Raw genomic sequence first — 16,220 nt, forward strand, 5'->3', positions numbered from 1 at the left:
AGGTTAAAAAAAAGAAACGAAAATTGCATAAACCTTTTCAATTTAGTGCTTTAATGTTTCTAACGCAGAGAAGGTACTATCTTTATTTTCTATGGAGGAAGGTAGACTATTTTGATTATCACCATCAATTGAAGTAATAGGGCGAGTTAAAGCAATTTTTATAACTTCATCAATATTCTTAGCAAAAATTACGTTGATCCCTTCTTTAATATTTGCGGGAATCTCCTGCATATCTTTCTCATTTTCACTTGGTATAATCACAATTTTGATTGATCCTCTTAGCGCAGCAAGCAATTTTTCTCTCAAGCCCCCGATAGCCAAAACTCTACCGCGCAATGTTACTTCGCCTGTCATAGCAACACTTTTGTTAACTGATATATTTGTCATGAGAGAAACAATAGACGTACATACTGCACTGCCAGCAGAGGGACCATCTTTTGGCACAGCACCTTCAGGTACATGCAAATGTATATCATTATTTTGGAATTTTTCGGGCTTTATACCGAAAAATAAACAATTTGATCGCACATAACTATACGCAGCTTTTATAGACTCTTGCATAACTCCTCCAAGCTTTCCTGTATATTTTATCTCCCCCTTACCAGGAATTAGGACTGACTCTATCATCAAAATATCACCACCTGTTTCAGTATAGGCAAGACCAGTTACTATCCCTACCAAACTCTCATTTTCTGCAATGCCAAAGGTATACTTACGTACCCCTAGATAATCTTGTAAATTACCAGTCTCTACGGATATTTTCTTATTTTTATCAGTTAATATTGCTTTAACTGCCTTTCTCATGAGTTTTGCAAGTTCCCTTTCCATGCTTCGCACGCCGCTTTCACGTGTATATAAACGTATCAACTCGTATAATGCTTCATTGGTTATTTCCCACTCCTTCTGATGCAAACCATGCTCTTTTTTTAATTTTGGAATAAGGTGATGTGTAGCAATACTGATCTTCTCGTCTTCGGTATACCCAGGTAATTGTATAATTTCCATCCTATCACGCAAAGGATGCGGTAAATTTAAGCTATTTGCTGTGGCTACAAACATTACACTTGAAAGATCAAACTCAACTTCCAAGTAATGATCTGTAAAATGTTTATTGTGCTCAGTATCCAAAACCTCAAGTAATGCAGATGCAGGATCACCACGCGAATCAGAACCCATCTTATCTATTTCATCAAGCAGGAAAAGCGGGTTGCATGAATTAGCTTTTTTCATGTGTTGAATGATTTTACCAGGCATTGAGCCAATATAAGTTTTCCTGTGTCCTCGTATTTCAGACTCATCACGTATACCACCAAGAGATATACGAACAAAATCTCTTCCTACTGCTTTTGCCATAGACTTAGCTAAAGAAGTTTTACCAACACCAGGTGGTCCAACTAAGCAAAGTATAGGACCCTTTATCTCTTTTACTCTCTTTAATACTGCTAAAAATTCTATTATTCTATCTTTTACTTTCTCTATGCCATAATGATTTTCATCTAAGATTTTTTTAGCCGCATTTAAGTTAATTTTTGCATCTTTGTACTTTCCCCATGGCAAATCAAGCAACCAATGCAAGTAACTAGATATAACTGTTGCTTCAGGAGAAATGGGATTCATTTTCTTATATCTCTTTAAGTCAGTTATGGCTTTCTCTTTTGCTTCCTCAGAAAGCTTTGTTTCATTTATCTTTTTTTCAAATTCATTGAGTATATTCCCTTCATCTCCATTTTCAAACTCACCTAATTCTTTCTGTATAGCTTTTAATTGCTCATTAAGGTAGTAAACTTTTTGAGTACTTTCAACCTGTGATTTAATTGTCTTATACAAGCGGTTTTGTGCACTCAAAATACTTATTTCTCTCTCAATAAGAGCAAAAACTTTTTTTAAGCGCTCTTTTGGGTTATAAACTTCAAGTATGTTTTGCTTATCTGATACCTTTATATTTAAGTGCGAAGCTATCATATCTACAATTTGATTAACCTCTTTAACTTGATCAATGGGGTCAATAATAATCTCGGGTCGACTTTTCTTGCTTAGTTTACACCAATTGTCGAATGCATCTATAACAGAACGCCTTAAAGCTTCTAAATCAATATTATCTTCATTTTCTCCATACTCATAATGACCATCCAACGCTACTCTGGCCTGTAACAAAGTGTGAGAGCTAATATATTCTATAACTCTTCCCCTTCTTACCCCATGAATCATGACTTTTACTGCATTGTCAGGCAGTTTTATTAATGGTTGTATAATGTTTGCTAACACGCCTACTTCATAAAGATTCTCTGGCTCTGGATTATCAATAGAACCATCTTTTTGTGCTATGAGAAAAATCTCGTTTTGGTGACTGCTGCTACTTATTGCATACTCTAGTGCATGAACAGATTTTTCTCTACCTACGAATAAAGGCAACATTATATTTGGAAAAATTACTACATCTCTTAGAGGTAATACTGGTAATACAGTAGAATTAAAATTTACAGCACGTCCAATACTCATAATATATGCCTCAAATTAATCATTAACCGTTATAACACTACCCTTATTATTATGATTAATCGTCGCTTTGCCTAATTCTACCATTTTCTTAGTAACCGTTATAGTGCTACCTTCAAAACCTCCGTTGCCGGATATATACATAACATCAAGCAAAAGTGACCCTAAGATAGTACGTAATATTCTTGCACCTATTTTATAGCTCATAGCTTTTTTAGCAATAGCTGATATTGCTTCATCTGAAAACTCAAGGGTTACTTTGCTAAATGCAAATAATGCTTTATATTGTTTTATTAGCGCATTTCTTGGTTCCGTTAACGCATGTATTAAATCCTCATGATTCAGCTCATCTAAAACGGCAATTATCGGAACTCGTCCTACAAATTCGGGTATTAAACCGAATTTAATTAAGTCCTCAGGTTGAGCATCGCGTAAAGCATTTTTTTTCTTTTGTGCTTTAGACTGACTTATATCCGCTCCAAAGCCAACTGATGTTCCCTTTTTTCTTGCCTCAATAATTTTATTGAGGCCTTCAAAAGCTCCTCCACAAATAAATAGTATGTTACTAGTGTCTACTTGTATAAACTCTTGTTGCGGGTGTTTTCGCCCTCCTTGTGGAGGAACATAAGCAACCGTACCTTCCATGATTTTTAGTAGAGCTTGTTGGACCCCTTCACCTGAAACATCACGGGTTATTGAAGCGCTTTCAGACTTTCTTGTGATTTTGTCTATTTCATCGATAAACACTATACCATGCTGTGCCTTTGCAACATCATAATTTGCAGCTTGTAATAGACGTGATAACACGCTTTCTACATCATCACCCACATAACCTGCTTCAGTCAAAGTTGTTGCATCAGCCATAGCAAATGGTACATCTGAAACTTTAGCAAGTGTTTTTGCTAGCAAAGTCTTACCAGAACCCGTAGGGCCAATAAGCATTATATTTGACTTCTCGATTTCAATATCACTTATAGAATGAAGTTGCACCATGGATTGACAATGATTATACATAGCTACAGATAAAACATGTTGCGCATGTTCCTGACCTACAACATGCTTGCTAAGAAAATTTTTTATATCTTCAGGTTTCTTTAGTGATAGTTTCATATCAGATATATGATCTGAATTAAAAGCCCTCTCTTTCTTTTGACTTATTGCTTTATGGGATAACTCTATGCATTCATTACAAATGAACACCTTTAAACCATCCGAAGAGTTAGTAATCAATTTATCTACTTCGTTTTGTGCCTTGTTACAAAAAGAACAGTAGTGTAAATCATTATTGTTATCCATTAAACTACCTTTTGTTTAACTTTAATATTTTCAATCTTCACATCTTTACGCTCAGCTATTACTCTGTCAATTAAGCCAATTTTCATTGCTTCTTCAGGATCCATGAATTTATCTCTTTCCATCATTTCTTCAATTTTCTTCAGTGAATTTCCAGTATGTTTTTCATAAATTTGATTTAGTTTTTTCTTAACTCGCAAAATTTCATTGGCATGTATTTCTATATCAGTTGCTTGCCCATGATAACCACCAGATGGCTGATGTATCATAATTCTTGAATGAGGTAGTGAGTAACGTTTACCCTCCGCACCAGCTGTAAGCAACAAAGAACCCATAGATGCAGCTTGACCTATACACAAAGTTGAAACGTCTGGATTTATATACTGCATTGTATCGTAGATCGACAAACCAGCAGTTACAACACCACCTGGTGAGTTAATATACATACAAATGTCTTTATCGGGATTTTCCGATTCTAAAAATAAAAGCTGTGCTACTATTACGCTGGCCATGTTGTCTTCAATAGGGCCAGTTACGAAAATTATTCTTTCTTTTACTAGCCTTGAATATATGTCATAAGCTCGCTCACCGCGACTAGTTTGTTCAACTACAATTGGTATAAGAGTCATACCTTTTCCTATCAAATATTATCAAATAATTCCTTTAATTCTTTCACAGAAACAATCTGTTCTTCTTTACTAGCTTTTTCTATCATATAATCTGTCACTTTATACTCAAGCGCTTGCCCTCTAACTAATTCCTGAAATTGTCCGTCTGATTTAAAATGTTTAAATACTCTGTCAAATGATACATCTTTACTGACATATTGATTTACAATAACATTCATAATATCACTTTGAGTTAATGATATTTCATGTTCTTTACTGAACTCCATAAATAGCATTGCAAGCTTTACACGTCTTTCAGCTTCTTTACAAGAATCATCTTTAGCATTCAACTCTCTTTCCACTCTCTGCTGTTCCTGTTTTACTACCTCTATAGGCAAATCAAAACTATAACTAGCATCCAAACAATCAAATAGCTCTTTCTTAATTAAGAGATCTCCCATTTCTTTACACTGATTATCAATTACTTCTTTTACATGATTTATTAGCGAAGAATGATCTTCAAAACCAATTTTCCTAGCTATTTCATTATCACTTTGCAAATCTTCGGCAATCTGAATATCATTAACTCGAACAGAAAAAGCAGCCTCCTGCCCCGCAAGGGAAATTACCTGGTAATCTTCAGGAAATCTCAACTTAAAGCTTTTTGTTTCCCCTTTTTTCATGCCAATTAATTGATCCTCAAAACCATTTATAAATGTTCCAGATCCTAAATTAACAGTAAAATTTTTGCCACTTCCACCTTGAAAGAGCTTATTTCTAATTCGCCCTTCAAAGTCAATTATCAGTTTATCCTCTTTTTTTGCTTGATAAGAAGCATCATCAACAGAAACGAAGTTAGGAAATTTTGTTTTTATAGAATCAATAAATTCTTTTATGTCTCCCTCTTTGATTTTTGCCTTAACTTTCTTCAAATTTATTTTATCAAGATCTATTATTGGCACTTTTGGCATCGATTCAAAAGATAATTTGTACAGAAAGTCGCCTTTTTCATCCTTTTTATCCAGGTTTGGTAATGACATAATATCAACCTTAGGATGGATGTGAGACTTAACTTCGATTTTTTTCATTAAATCACTTGAGCAATAGTCAATCGTATCTTTTATCACATATTCCAAAGCTTCGTTTTTATAATTTGTAACAACAAGATCGTAAGGCATCTTTCCGGATCTAAATCCAGGCAATTTTGCATCCTTTGCTATTTCTTGTAATCTAGAGTTTATCTTTTGTTCTATATAATCACTACTAACTGTGATTTCATACTCATACTTTAGTTTATCTACACTAAGTTCCTTATAGGTATATATATTACTTAATGTATCTGCTTCGACTGCATTTTGACTTATATTACTAGACATTACAACCTATTATCAATATTTTATTTATGTTTTAATAAAGCCATTTTACCAGAATTTAAGTTAAATACAATCCTTAAGAACAGGTTCTTATACAAACAAAAGTGTACTTAGTGATTATAAATTTTCTCTTAAAACCTGAGTTACATGACTTTAAGTGCGGATAGAGGGACTTGAACCCCCACGAGCAAGCTCACCAGGACCTAAACCTGGCACGTCTACCAATTTCGCCATATCCGCAAGAACCCTTCATTAAATTATAGATAACCACTTCTGTCATCTTATGCAATTTAAAGATTAGATTTTAGTACCACAGACTGAACTTGTAATACTGGTTAACTCCACTATGAATCTAAGCCTGAATTACTTTAACTAACATTATTAAGATAGGTACTGTCTTAGAAATATTCAAGGCTTATTCAATTTATAGTATTTACACAATAAAAAAAGCTTATTAATATTCTTTAATTAAAGCTCTAAACTCTGGAAATTAATAATGAGATTAATAGCAAGCTTCTTACTCGCAATTTTTCTGATTACACAGAGTGGCTGTACGGCTCTTGTGAGTGGTATAGTGGTAACAGCAACTGCAGCGGCTACAGCAATAACAATGCAAGATAAATCCTTGGGAAACATTATTGATGATACAACTATAGTAATAAGAATCAATAAGGGACTCTTAAAACACGGACTGTTTTCATCTATAAAAGTTAAAGTGAGTGAAGGAAGAGTATTACTCATTGGAAATGTTGATAATCATGAAAAGCAACTCACAGCAGAGAAAATAGCTTGGCAGCAAAAAGAGATTAAAGAAGTGATAAATGAAATAAGAGTCACACCAATTAAAATGGCTTCTATGCTAGATGTTACTGTAGATGGTATGATAACAGCAGAGATAAGCACGAGGCTTCTGGGAAAAAGAAATATTAAATCAATTAATTATAGCGTTAATACAGTTGATAGAGTCGTTTATTTGATGGGTATAGCTCAAAATAAGGCGGAATTAAAAGCTGTAATAGCAATTGCAAGAAAAGTAAAAGGAGTAAAGCAAGTTGTAAGCTATGTGAGATATAGACATAGCAAATTGCGTCATTGATGAAAATTTACTTGAGTGTTAGTATCATGTAGCTAAGCCATAAAACTCCTTTACAAATTTCGTCAGTTCACTCTTATGGTATGTATAACAATGTTACAAAAAATAATATCATAGAATTCAATAGAATAATTCCTAGAAAATCTCTACATACTAAAAAAAGTAAATGCTATTTAAATAAGCTTAAGAATAAATAGCAAACATCTACATCTTGTGCGATATGGCGTTTTATTCCTGAGATTTTTTTACCAGCGTCATAGCCTTTTTCTTCATCAGTGTCTGCGTTCTTTACACTCTGAGCGTCAATTATGCAAAAGCTGGTTTTTTCTTTCCAAACATTGTTTTGTCGGACCACACTAACTATTTTTTTTAACATGCACTCCAAAATACTTTTTTTTATTTCCTTTTACTTTTTTACTCCATTTTGGAAACTCTTTTGGTAGCATCCTCCACTGATAACCACTTTTTAGGGCGTACAACACTCCGCAAAATATATCATACAAATCAAGTTTTCTTGGTTTTATTTTTTCCACAAGACTCCAGATCTAGTAAAATAATCTCAAACTTCTCTCGACTTATGTCACTTGGGTATACACTCCTCATATATCCTAATTTATACACTCTATTTCTTACTTTATGCCTTTCTTGAGATTATGAGCGGGTTCTTAGAAAGCTAGCGTTCTACTAGTCATGTTCTTTATCTTGCTTTACAACAATGCATCTTTTCATTCCAGCCAAGTCGTATGCGTATTCTTGAAAAGCCAGTCCATATAAGGGTATTATTTTGTCAATATTGCTTTGATCTTCGCCTATTTCCAGTATCGCAAACCCATCTTTTTTAAGGCACTTTTTCAATATTGGAAAAATACTCAGGTAACAGCTCAATCCATCGATACCACCATCAAGAGCAATTCTTGGCTCTTTTTGCACTTCAGCTTGCAGATCTTTTAACTTACTTCTTTTAATATATGGAGGATTGCTTATTATGAGATCAAATAAATCTCTGCATTCTGTCCACGAATTTGGAAATATTTTAGTTCTGCTTAGGAGATTATGTTTCTTTGTGTTCTGGCAGGTAATTTTGTATGCTTCCAGGCTTTTTTCAAAACCAACTCCAATAGCATATTCATACTCACTAAGTACGGAGATCAACAAACAGCCTGTGCCTGTGCCAAAATCTGCAATTTTTATTTTTTGCTTCTTATTTTGGTAATATTTTAACACTGTTGAAATTACTGTCTCACTATCTGGTCTTGGATCTAGAACATGTTGGTTAACTATAAAATTTTTACTCCAGAATTCACGATTACCTATTATTTGCGATATTGGATATCTTTCTGCTCTTTTTTTTGTTAATTTCCAGAATAGAAGCTCTTTGTTTCTTGGTACCTGATTGGTGTGATTCATGATTGTGAATGATCTTTCTACTCCAAGTACGTACTGCATGATGATTTCACAATCCAAATGTGGTGATTCAATTCTATGTGATGATAGTAGCTTTGACCCTTCTTTAATTAAAGCGCTGATTGTTTTCATTGTTCTAAAACGTGTTCCTTGTATGCAAGAACAGCAAAATTGAGTATAGAATTTTGAACTTAAGGTAGCTGCATTAAATCTAAGTGTCAAGAGTAGGATTGTAAAAATCATCTGGCTTTACTGGTAGTTCGGTTGGTATTTTTGCATTAATGTTGAAGTTCTTGGCTCTATTATAAGTTATAAGAATTATTTTCTGCATATTCTTTGATAGCCATCACAGTATATTACTTGTTCCATATCTATATTAATTCGACCACAGCAAGTGATAATTTCTTAATATTAAAACCAATGTGCGCTTTAGCATATAATTATCAGTAGCTTTCAAAGCAATTAGGCTGAGATTATTAGAGTAGTAATGTTTATTTTTATATTGACTATTGAGGTTTATTATTTTATAACTAAGACTTAGTTATTTTCAGAGTTTTAAATTTACAGTATATGCCTACGATAAATCAATTAATATGTAAAGGTAGATCAGGGTTAACTCGCAAGAAGAAGGTGCCAGCTTTGGGAAAATGCAATCCTCAAAGAAGGGGTGTTTGCACTAAGGTATATACTACAACTCCTAGAAAGCCTAATTCAGCACTACGTAAGGTAGCTAGAGTAAAGATTAGTGGATACGGTGAAGTGACGGCTTATATACCTGGCGAAGGTCATAATTTACAAGAGCATTCCGTTGTTTTAATACGTGGTGGGCGAGTTAAGGATTTGCCTGGTGTACGTTATCACATAATAAGAGGTGCTCTTGATCTACGTGGTGTGCAAAATCGAAAGAAAGCTCGTTCAAAATATGGTGTAAAGAAATCTGGTTAAAATTTATGGCACGTCGTAATAAAGCAAAAAAAAGAACAAGTCCTGACTCTCGTTATGGTAGTGTCTTGCTTATGCGTTTTATTAATATAATTATGGAATGTGGTAAAAAATCTATTGCAGAAAAGATTGCTTATAGTGCTTTGTCCTTAGCTGAAAAGAAAATAGGCAAAGATGCCTTATCAATTTTTGAAACAGCAGTAGAAAATGTTACCCCTTCTATAGAAGTACGCTCTCGGCGTATTGGTGGTGCAACTTATCAAGTCCCTGTTGAAATTCGTCAAGATAGAGCAATTTCTTTGGCATTAAGGTGGATTGCTAGAGCAACTTCTGCTGCTCGAAAAAAGAGCGGTAGAACTACTGTTTATTGTTTGCAGTCTGAAATATTAGATGCTTATAATAAATGTGGTGGTGCATTTAAGATGTGTGAAGAAAAGTATAAAATGGCTGAAGCTAATAAGGCATTTTCTCATCTTCGTTTTTAATATTAGCTGATTGATTGTGGTATGGAAGTTTTAATATCTAGGTATAGAAATATAGGAATAATGGCTCATATAGATGCTGGCAAGACCACCACAACAGAGCGTATTTTATTTTATACTGGTAAGCAAAATAGGATTGGTGAAGTGCACGATGGTGCAGCTTCTATGGATTGGATGGAGCAAGAGAAGGAGCGTGGCATTACAATTACCTCTGCTGCAACAACATGTTTTTGGAATGATCATAGGATTAATATAATAGATACTCCTGGTCATGTTGATTTCACTATTGAAGTTGAGAGATCTTTGAGGGTTTTGGATGGTGCGGTTGCTGTATTTGATGGAGTTGCTGGAGTTGAGCCTCAGTCTGAGACAGTTTGGCGTCAAGCTGATAAATATAGCGTTCCTCGTATTTGCTTTGTTAATAAGATGGATAGAATAGGGGCAAATTTTTATCGATGTGTCGATATGATAAAAACGAAGCTTGGCGCATCACCTTTAGTTATTCAATTGCCAATAGGAAGTGAGAAAGATTTTAAAGGTATAATCGATCTTATTTCTATGAAAGCCATTATATGGCAAGAAGAAACATTAGGCGCTAAATTTTCTTATGAAGATATTCCTTCTGATTTGCTTGATAAGGCTCAAGAGTATCGAAATCTTTTATTAGATGCTGCAGCTGAAATGGATGATGAGGCGATAAATACTTACTTTGAATCTAACGATCTGCCAATTGATTTATTGAAAAAGTGTGTGAGAAGAGGGGCCATTAAAGGAAGATTTGTCCCTGTATTATGTGGGTCAGCTTTTAAAAACAAAGGCGTGCAATCACTTTTAGATGGTGTGGTTGATTTTTTACCCTCTCCTATTGATGTTGATGTAATTATTGGAACTGATCCTAAAGATTCAGAAAAGAAAATTGAGATTAAACCTTCAGAAAAAGAGAAATTCGTTGCTCTTGCGTTTAAAGTGATGACGGATAAGTTTGTAGGTAGCTTGACGTTTATTCGTATTTATTCCGGTAAGTTAAAATCTAAATCTGCTGTGTTAAATGCGGGAAAGAATGAGACTGAAGGAATTGGTAGAATGTTGCTTATGCATGCAAATAACAGAGAAGATATAAACGAAGCTAAAGTTGGTGATATAGTTGCCTTAGTTGGATTAAAGAAAACAATTACTGGTGATACTTTATGTTCATCTGATTTTCCTATATTATTAGAGCGTATGGAATTTCCTGACCCTGTTATTGAAACTGCTATAGAACCGAAAACCACTTCAGATCAGGAAAAATTAGGTGTTGCTTTGAATAGATTGGTTGCAGAAGATCCTTCTTTAAGGATGTCAGTAAATGCGGAGAGTGGGCAGACTATATTGAAAGGTATGGGTGAGCTACATCTTGAGATTATTATTGATAGAATGAAGCGCGAGTTTAATGTTGAAGCTAACGTTGGTGCGCCTCAAGTTGCATATCGTGAAACTATCACTAAATCTGTTGAAATTGATTACACTCATAAAAAACAATCAGGTGGTGCTGGTCAGTTTGCTAAAGTTAAAATAAGATTCGAACCTCTTGAGCCTGGTTTTGGCTTTCAGTTTGAAAGTAAAATTGTAGGCGGTGCTATTCCAAAAGAGTATATACCTGGAGTGCAAAATGGCTTAGAGTTGATAAAAGAAGGTGGTATAATTTCCGACTTTCCATTGATTGATTTTAAGGCTACTCTTCTTGATGGTGCTTTTCATGATGTTGATTCTAGTCCTTTGGCTTTTGAACTTGCTGCTAAAGGTGCTTTTAAGGAAATGGCAAATAAAGCTGGTCCAAAAATGCTAGAACCTATAATGAAAGTGGAAATTATTACTCCTGAAGAATATATGGGTGATGTTATGGGTGATATAAATAGTAGAAGAGGCAGTGTTGTTGATATGCTGGATTTAGGTAATAATAGCAAAATAATTACTGCTTCGGTTCCTCTTGCAAATATGTTTGGTTATATAAATGTTTTGCGTTCTATATCTCAGGGAAGAGCTCAGTATAGTATGCATTTTTCTTGTTATGAACAAGTACCACAATATGTGGTTGATGAGTTAAAGTTAAAGTATAATTAAAGGTTAGTAATTATGACAGCGATAGTAGAAGCATTTGGAAAGCCGCATGTAAATGTGGGAACGATAGGACATGTGGATCATGGGAAGACAACGTTAACAGCGGCGATAACAAAGCATTATGGTAATTTTGTAGCATATGATCAAATAGATAAAGCGCCAGAAGAAAGAAAGAGAGGAATAACAATAGCAACAGCGCATGTTGAATATCAAACAGAAAAGAGACACTATGCACACGTTGATTGCCCTGGACATGCTGATTATGTAAAGAATATGATAGTAGGTGCAGCACAGATGGATGCAGCGATATTGGTAGTGTCAGGGGTTGATGGGCCGATGCCACAAACGAGAGAGCATATATTGCTAGCAAAACAGGTGGGTGTTGGATATATCGTGGTATATATAAATAAAGCTGATGTTGCTGATGCTGATATGATAGATTTGGTGGAAATGGAAGTGAGAGAGTTGCTGAATAAGTATGGATTTCCAGGTGATGAAGTGCCTGTGATAGTTGGGTCTGCGTTAAAAGCATTAGAGGATGATAGTAGTGAGTATGGAAAGAAATCAATAGATAAATTGATGGAGAAGTTAGATGAGTATGTAGCAGTACCTCCAAGGCCTATAGATTTGCCGTTTTTGTTGCCAATAGAAGATGTATTTTCAATATCGGGCCGAGGGACGGTAGTAACAGGAAGAATAGAGAAGGGGGAGGTAAAGACAGGGGATGAGATAGAGATAATAGGTCTGAAAGCGACGCAAAAGACGATATGTACTGGTGTTGAGATGTTTAAGAAGTTGCTAGATAAGGGAAGTGCAGGACTCAATGTAGGAATATTACTAAGAGGAACAAAGAGAGAAGAAGTGGAGAGAGGGCAAGTATTGGCAAAACCAGGGACAATAACCCCGCATAAGAAATTTAATGCGGAGGTGTATATATTGAAGAAAGAAGAAGGAGGAAGGCATACACCATTTTTTGGAAATTATCAGCCACAGTTTTATTTAAGAACAACGGATGTAACTGGGAGCATAAAATTGCTAGATGGAAAGGAGATGGTAATGCCAGGGGATAATGTAAGTATAGAAGTGGAGTTGCAAGTACCAATAGCAATGGATAAAGGATTGCGTTTTGCGATAAGAGAAGGTGGTAGAACTGTTGGTTCTGGCGTTGTTTCGGAAATTTTAGAGTAAACTTTGAATTATAGGAGTGTAGCTCAATTGGTAGAGTGCTGGTCTCCAAAACCAGAGGTTGTAGGTTCAATTCCTATCGCTCCTGCATTAATATTATGGTAGAAATGTTAAAAAACCTGTATGTTTTTTTTTGCGATATAAAGCAAGAAATAAGGAGAATTGCTTGGGTAAAAAAACAGCAGGTATTGTCATCTTTGTTTATTGTAATAATTGTTATATTATGCTTTTCGATTTTCTTTTGCTTCGTAGATTTTATGTCTCTTTACGTAATTAAGACTTTATTTGGAATTATTTATGGAATATAAGTATAAATGGTATATCATTAAAGTCGATTACGGGTATGAGAAGGATATATGCGAGTTGGCAGTCAATACTGTTTACTTTAAGGAGGTATTTATTCCTTATCAGACAGTATGTGATATAAAATCTGATATAAAAGAGTTATGCGAAGTATATATATGTATGCATCTGTGTGATGAAAGCAAAAATATTTTGAATCAAAAGACTGGGTTTTGTGGTGATGAGTCTGGTTATTTTGAGATGATTTCAGATGATGAGGTAATTTTAAAACGCAAGGAATTTAATAGATATAAGTGGTACATTTTAAGAGTTGCCTCTAATTATGAAGAGAAAGTGCGCCAATATATATTAGAAAATTCTATGAGATTGAATATTAATAATTATTTTAATAGGGTTTTTATTCCTTGTGAAGAATTAAGTGAGATGGATTTAAAATCTAAAAAAAATGCTAAACGAAGGAAGTCCTTTCCTGGTTATGTCTTTTTATACATGAATTTATGCGATGAGGTATTAAATTTTATTAATAATATACCAAAATCTCTTAAGGTTTATGGATTTTTGAAAAATGGTAATGTTCCAAAGGTGATTGAGGATAATGAGATTCGCTCAATGTGTAGTGCGCTTTACAATGCTCAAGAAACGAAAAAGTTGAGTTATGGTTATGAGAAAGGTGAAAAAGTAAAAATTAATGATGGTCTTTTTCAAAATTTTACTGGTAAGATAGATATGGTAAATGATGAGAAAAAAATTATTAATGTTGAAGTATCAATCTTAGGTAAGCCAACAATAATAGAGCTTGATTTGGCTCAAGTAGAGAAAATAGAGGATTAATTATGAGTAATATAGTTGCTAAGATTAACTTACTTATGGAAGCTGGGAAAGCAGTTCCAGGACCGAAAATTGCTTCAGTACTTGGCCCGCGTGGTATACCTGTTCCTAAATTTTGTGAAGCTTTTAATAAAGCTACTAGCGCTGCTAACGCTAGTTATAAAGTAGGTGATTTAGTAACAGTGAGAATTTCCATAAAGGATGATCGCTCTCATGATTTTACTGTCAGCGGTCCGCCTGTGGCTTATTTGCTTAAGCAGGAAGCTAAATTAAGTAAAGGTTCTGGTAATTCTGGTAAAGAATTAGTGGCTAAATTATCTATGTCTGCTATCATTAAAGTGGCAAAGTGTAAGATGGTTGATATGAAAGTAGATAATGAAGATTCAGCAGTGAAGATGGTTATAGGCACTGCAAAATCTATGGGTATAGAAGTTGTGGAAGGTTAGGTAAATGAGTACATATAATGATAATTCTAAGCAATGTTTGGAGAAGGTTGTTGAGTCTGCTTCAGCAAAATTTAATGAATCAGTTGATATCGCAGTCAATTTAGGTGTAGATTCACGTAAATCTGAAGAGCAGGTGCGTGGTACAGTAGTTTTGCCTAAAGGTATCGGGAAGAATATTAAAGTAGCTGTTTTTGCTCAAGATAAACATTTATTAGAAGCTGAAAAAGCTGGTGCTGATATTACAGGAGGAGAAGATTTAGTTGAAGAGATAAAAAAAGGTAGAAAGTTGAATGTTGATTGGTGCATCACTACTCCTGATTTCATGGCAAAAATCACTCCTATTGCAAAAGTATTGGGTGCTAAAGGGCTGATGCCTAACCCTAAATTTGGTACTGTGACTTCTAATATTGCGGAAGCTACTAAAACCATTAAGTCTGGTCAAATAAAATTCAGGACGGATAAAAATGGGGTTATTCATGGTAAATTAGGAAGTATTAAATTTGATATTGATGATTTGCTGGAAAATTTAAAAGCCTTTCTTAAAGTAATTAGAGACAATAAACCTGCTTCTGTGAAAGGAGTTTACTTTAAAAGCGTTTTTTTAAATTCAACTATGGGTAAAGCTCATAAAATAAACAAAGTAGAAGATATAATTTAAGGGAGAGAAATTGTGAAGCGTAAAGATAAGGATGAATTTATACAAAACATAATGAATGTGTTTGTAAATAATGATTTCTTAATATTGATAAATTTCAAGTCTATGAATGTTAGCAATTCATTAATTCTTAGGAATAGTCTAAAATCTGTAATGGGTGGGATGTTAGTAGTTAAAAATACTCTAGCTTGCTTGGCTTTGGAAAGGACTGGTAAATTTTCTTATTTATCAGGTAAATTTTCTGGTTCTGTTGCTATTATATACTCTAGCGCTATAGTAGAAGCTGCAAAGGTAATAGTTGATTTTATTAATGCTAACAAAGAAAAAATGTCTGTGATTTGTGCGGCTCATATAAATGAATTATTAACAGTGGAAGATGTTAATAAATTGGCTAAGCTTCCCTCTCTGGATGAATTGCGTATTAAAATTATGCGTTTAATATCTTATGATATTCCTGCTCGGTTAGCATTGTCTATTAATTCATCTTCTATGAGGCTTATGAGAGTTTTGGATTACTGTAGTTCTAAAAAATAAATTTGTTGTTAAATAAGGCGGTAAGTATGAATAATGTAACAAGTGATTTGGTTGATAAAATATTATCTTTAAATCTATTAGAGGCTTCTGAACTTGTAAAAGTTCTAGAAGAAAAAATAGGGTTGCCTAGTGGTTCTTTTCTTGGTGGAGCTGTTGGTGCTGGGGTGCCTATTAGTGATAATGCTATTGCTCCTGTTGCTCAAGAAAAAGCTGAATATAAAGTTGTAATCAAAGAGATTGATGCAAGCAAAAAAATAGGAGTGATTAAAGCTATTAGAGAAGTTAATTCTACATTGAATTTAAAAGAAGCGAAAGAATTAGTTGAGTCTTTACCCAAAGATTTGACTGCTAATGTTTCTAAAGACGAAGCAGAAAAAATAAAGCAAAAACTTATTGAAGCAGGAGCAACTAAAGTTGAGCTTGAATAAAATGTTAGTATATTAATTTTATGTTGATATAGCTCTTTTAATTAGTGAAGGTA

Annotated in this window: 16 protein-coding genes, 2 tRNA genes and 1 pseudogene; 12 read left to right on the forward strand and 7 right to left on the reverse strand. The window is 34.2% G+C overall.

Translation table 11 applies throughout. From position 1 onward, the window contains the following. Window positions 1–42: 42 nt before the first annotated feature. The 5 genes from lon to ABWU64_RS01265 form a co-directional block, all read right to left on the reverse strand. Window positions 43–2,499: an endopeptidase La gene (gene lon / locus ABWU64_RS01245; protein ID WP_353279688.1), complete on the reverse strand. Its 2,457-nt coding sequence runs from the start codon at window positions 2,497–2,499 to the stop codon at window positions 43–45. 15 nt (window positions 2,500–2,514) lie between these two features. After that, window positions 2,515–3,792 carry an ATP-dependent Clp protease ATP-binding subunit ClpX gene (gene clpX / locus ABWU64_RS01250; protein WP_353279689.1) on the reverse strand — a complete coding sequence of 426 codons (1,278 nt, stop codon included), beginning with the start codon at window positions 3,790–3,792 and terminating at the stop codon, window positions 2,515–2,517. After that, window positions 3,792–4,418: an ATP-dependent Clp endopeptidase proteolytic subunit ClpP gene (gene clpP / locus ABWU64_RS01255; protein WP_015587874.1), complete on the reverse strand. Its 627-nt coding sequence runs from the start codon at window positions 4,416–4,418 to the stop codon at window positions 3,792–3,794. The genes clpX and clpP overlap by 1 nt, the downstream gene beginning before the upstream one ends. An 11-nt stretch (window positions 4,419–4,429) precedes the next feature. Beyond that, window positions 4,430–5,773 (reverse strand): trigger factor, encoded by a 1,344-nt coding sequence (gene tig, locus ABWU64_RS01260; protein WP_353274388.1) that lies wholly within the window; start codon window positions 5,771–5,773, stop codon window positions 4,430–4,432. Window positions 5,774–5,928: 155 nt separating this feature from the next. Next, window positions 5,929–6,010, reverse strand: a tRNA-Leu gene (locus tag ABWU64_RS01265). A gap of 256 nt (window positions 6,011–6,266) precedes the next feature. Between ABWU64_RS01265 and ABWU64_RS01270 the strand changes: the two genes are divergently transcribed. Beyond that, window positions 6,267–6,866 carry a BON domain-containing protein gene (locus ABWU64_RS01270; RefSeq protein WP_015587872.1) on the forward strand — a complete coding sequence of 200 codons (600 nt, stop codon included), beginning with the start codon at window positions 6,267–6,269 and terminating at the stop codon, window positions 6,864–6,866. 205 nt (window positions 6,867–7,071) lie between these two features. On the opposite strand, the pseudogene ABWU64_RS01275 reads toward ABWU64_RS01270, so the two are convergent. Continuing rightward, window positions 7,072–7,466 (reverse strand): annotated as a pseudogene (locus ABWU64_RS01275) (transposase); the annotation flags it as partial. An 81-nt stretch (window positions 7,467–7,547) separates the two neighbouring features. Continuing rightward, window positions 7,548–8,399: a peptide chain release factor N(5)-glutamine methyltransferase gene (gene prmC / locus ABWU64_RS01280; RefSeq protein WP_015587870.1), complete on the reverse strand. Its 852-nt coding sequence runs from the start codon at window positions 8,397–8,399 to the stop codon at window positions 7,548–7,550. Window positions 8,400–8,837: 438 nt separating this feature from the next. Between prmC and rpsL the strand changes: the two genes are divergently transcribed. The 11 genes from rpsL (at window position 8,838) to rplL (ending at window position 16,167) form a co-directional block, all read left to right on the forward strand. Then, window positions 8,838–9,212, forward strand: a complete 375-nt coding sequence (gene rpsL / locus ABWU64_RS01285; protein ID WP_010406837.1) for a 30S ribosomal protein S12 — start codon at window positions 8,838–8,840, stop codon at window positions 9,210–9,212. A 5-nt stretch (window positions 9,213–9,217) separates the two neighbouring features. Then, complete coding sequence (gene rpsG / locus ABWU64_RS01290; protein ID WP_135353025.1) at window positions 9,218–9,694, forward strand: 30S ribosomal protein S7; 477 nt, start codon at window positions 9,218–9,220, stop codon at window positions 9,692–9,694. Window positions 9,695–9,715: 21 nt separating this feature from the next. Then, a complete protein-coding gene (gene fusA / locus ABWU64_RS01295) occupies window positions 9,716–11,791 on the forward strand; it encodes an elongation factor G (protein ID WP_353279690.1) in 2,076 nt (691 codons plus the stop codon). A 12-nt stretch (window positions 11,792–11,803) separates the two neighbouring features. Continuing rightward, on the forward strand, window positions 11,804–12,976 hold the full coding sequence (gene tuf / locus ABWU64_RS01300; RefSeq protein WP_353279424.1) for an elongation factor Tu: 1,173 nt from the start codon (window positions 11,804–11,806) through the stop codon (window positions 12,974–12,976). Between the two features lie 12 nt (window positions 12,977–12,988). Further along, window positions 12,989–13,061: transfer RNA gene (locus ABWU64_RS01305), tRNA-Trp, on the forward strand. Window positions 13,062–13,080: 19 nt separating this feature from the next. Beyond that, window positions 13,081–13,281, forward strand: coding sequence for a preprotein translocase subunit SecE (gene secE, locus ABWU64_RS01310; RefSeq protein WP_225416258.1), 201 nt, complete (start codon window positions 13,081–13,083; stop codon window positions 13,279–13,281). After that, window positions 13,271–14,107: a transcription termination/antitermination protein NusG gene (nusG, locus tag ABWU64_RS01315; RefSeq protein WP_341815446.1), complete on the forward strand. Its 837-nt coding sequence runs from the start codon at window positions 13,271–13,273 to the stop codon at window positions 14,105–14,107. The genes secE and nusG overlap by 11 nt, the downstream gene beginning before the upstream one ends. Window positions 14,108–14,109: 2 nt before the next feature. Next, window positions 14,110–14,550 carry a 50S ribosomal protein L11 gene (locus tag ABWU64_RS01320; protein ID WP_143689749.1) on the forward strand — a complete coding sequence of 147 codons (441 nt, stop codon included), beginning with the start codon at window positions 14,110–14,112 and terminating at the stop codon, window positions 14,548–14,550. Between the two features lie 4 nt (window positions 14,551–14,554). Continuing rightward, a complete protein-coding gene (gene rplA / locus ABWU64_RS01325; protein WP_015587863.1) occupies window positions 14,555–15,208 on the forward strand; it encodes a 50S ribosomal protein L1 in 654 nt (217 codons plus the stop codon). A gap of 12 nt (window positions 15,209–15,220) precedes the next feature. Next, complete coding sequence (gene rplJ, locus ABWU64_RS01330; RefSeq protein ID WP_135352702.1) at window positions 15,221–15,739, forward strand: 50S ribosomal protein L10; 519 nt, start codon at window positions 15,221–15,223, stop codon at window positions 15,737–15,739. Window positions 15,740–15,765: 26 nt separating this feature from the next. Continuing rightward, on the forward strand, window positions 15,766–16,167 hold the full coding sequence (gene rplL / locus ABWU64_RS01335) for a 50S ribosomal protein L7/L12 (RefSeq protein WP_015587861.1): 402 nt from the start codon (window positions 15,766–15,768) through the stop codon (window positions 16,165–16,167). Window positions 16,168–16,220 lie beyond the last annotated feature (53 nt).

The sequence above is a fragment of the Wolbachia endosymbiont (group B) of Xanthorhoe designata genome (genome assembly GCF_964028585.1).
In the GTDB taxonomy this organism is placed as follows: Bacteria; Pseudomonadota; Alphaproteobacteria; order Rickettsiales; family Anaplasmataceae; genus Wolbachia.

Excerpts from the sequence above, each read along its gene's own strand:
- lon (WP_353279688.1), bottom strand. The coding sequence starts at position 2,499 with ATGAGTATTGGACGTGCTGTAAATTTTAATTCTACTGTATTACCAGTA.
- clpX (WP_353279689.1), bottom strand. The coding sequence starts at position 3,792 with ATGGATAACAATAATGATTTACACTACTGTTCTTTTTGTAACAAGGCA.
- clpP (WP_015587874.1), bottom strand. The coding sequence starts at position 4,418 with ATGACTCTTATACCAATTGTAGTTGAACAAACTAGTCGCGGTGAGCGA.
- tig (WP_353274388.1), bottom strand. The coding sequence starts at position 5,773 with ATGTCTAGTAATATAAGTCAAAATGCAGTCGAAGCAGATACATTAAGT.
- ABWU64_RS01270 (WP_015587872.1), top strand. The coding sequence starts at position 6,267 with ATGAGATTAATAGCAAGCTTCTTACTCGCAATTTTTCTGATTACACAG.
- prmC (WP_015587870.1), bottom strand. The coding sequence starts at position 8,399 with ATGAAAACAATCAGCGCTTTAATTAAAGAAGGGTCAAAGCTACTATCA.
- rpsL (WP_010406837.1), top strand. The coding sequence starts at position 8,838 with ATGCCTACGATAAATCAATTAATATGTAAAGGTAGATCAGGGTTAACT.
- rpsG (WP_135353025.1), top strand. The coding sequence starts at position 9,218 with ATGGCACGTCGTAATAAAGCAAAAAAAAGAACAAGTCCTGACTCTCGT.
- fusA (WP_353279690.1), top strand. The coding sequence starts at position 9,716 with ATGGAAGTTTTAATATCTAGGTATAGAAATATAGGAATAATGGCTCAT.
- tuf (WP_353279424.1), top strand. The coding sequence starts at position 11,804 with ATGACAGCGATAGTAGAAGCATTTGGAAAGCCGCATGTAAATGTGGGA.
- secE (WP_225416258.1), top strand. The coding sequence starts at position 13,081 with ATGTTAAAAAACCTGTATGTTTTTTTTTGCGATATAAAGCAAGAAATA.
- nusG (WP_341815446.1), top strand. The coding sequence starts at position 13,271 with ATGGAATATAAGTATAAATGGTATATCATTAAAGTCGATTACGGGTAT.
- ABWU64_RS01320 (WP_143689749.1), top strand. The coding sequence starts at position 14,110 with ATGAGTAATATAGTTGCTAAGATTAACTTACTTATGGAAGCTGGGAAA.
- rplA (WP_015587863.1), top strand. The coding sequence starts at position 14,555 with ATGAGTACATATAATGATAATTCTAAGCAATGTTTGGAGAAGGTTGTT.
- rplL (WP_015587861.1), top strand. The coding sequence starts at position 15,766 with ATGAATAATGTAACAAGTGATTTGGTTGATAAAATATTATCTTTAAAT.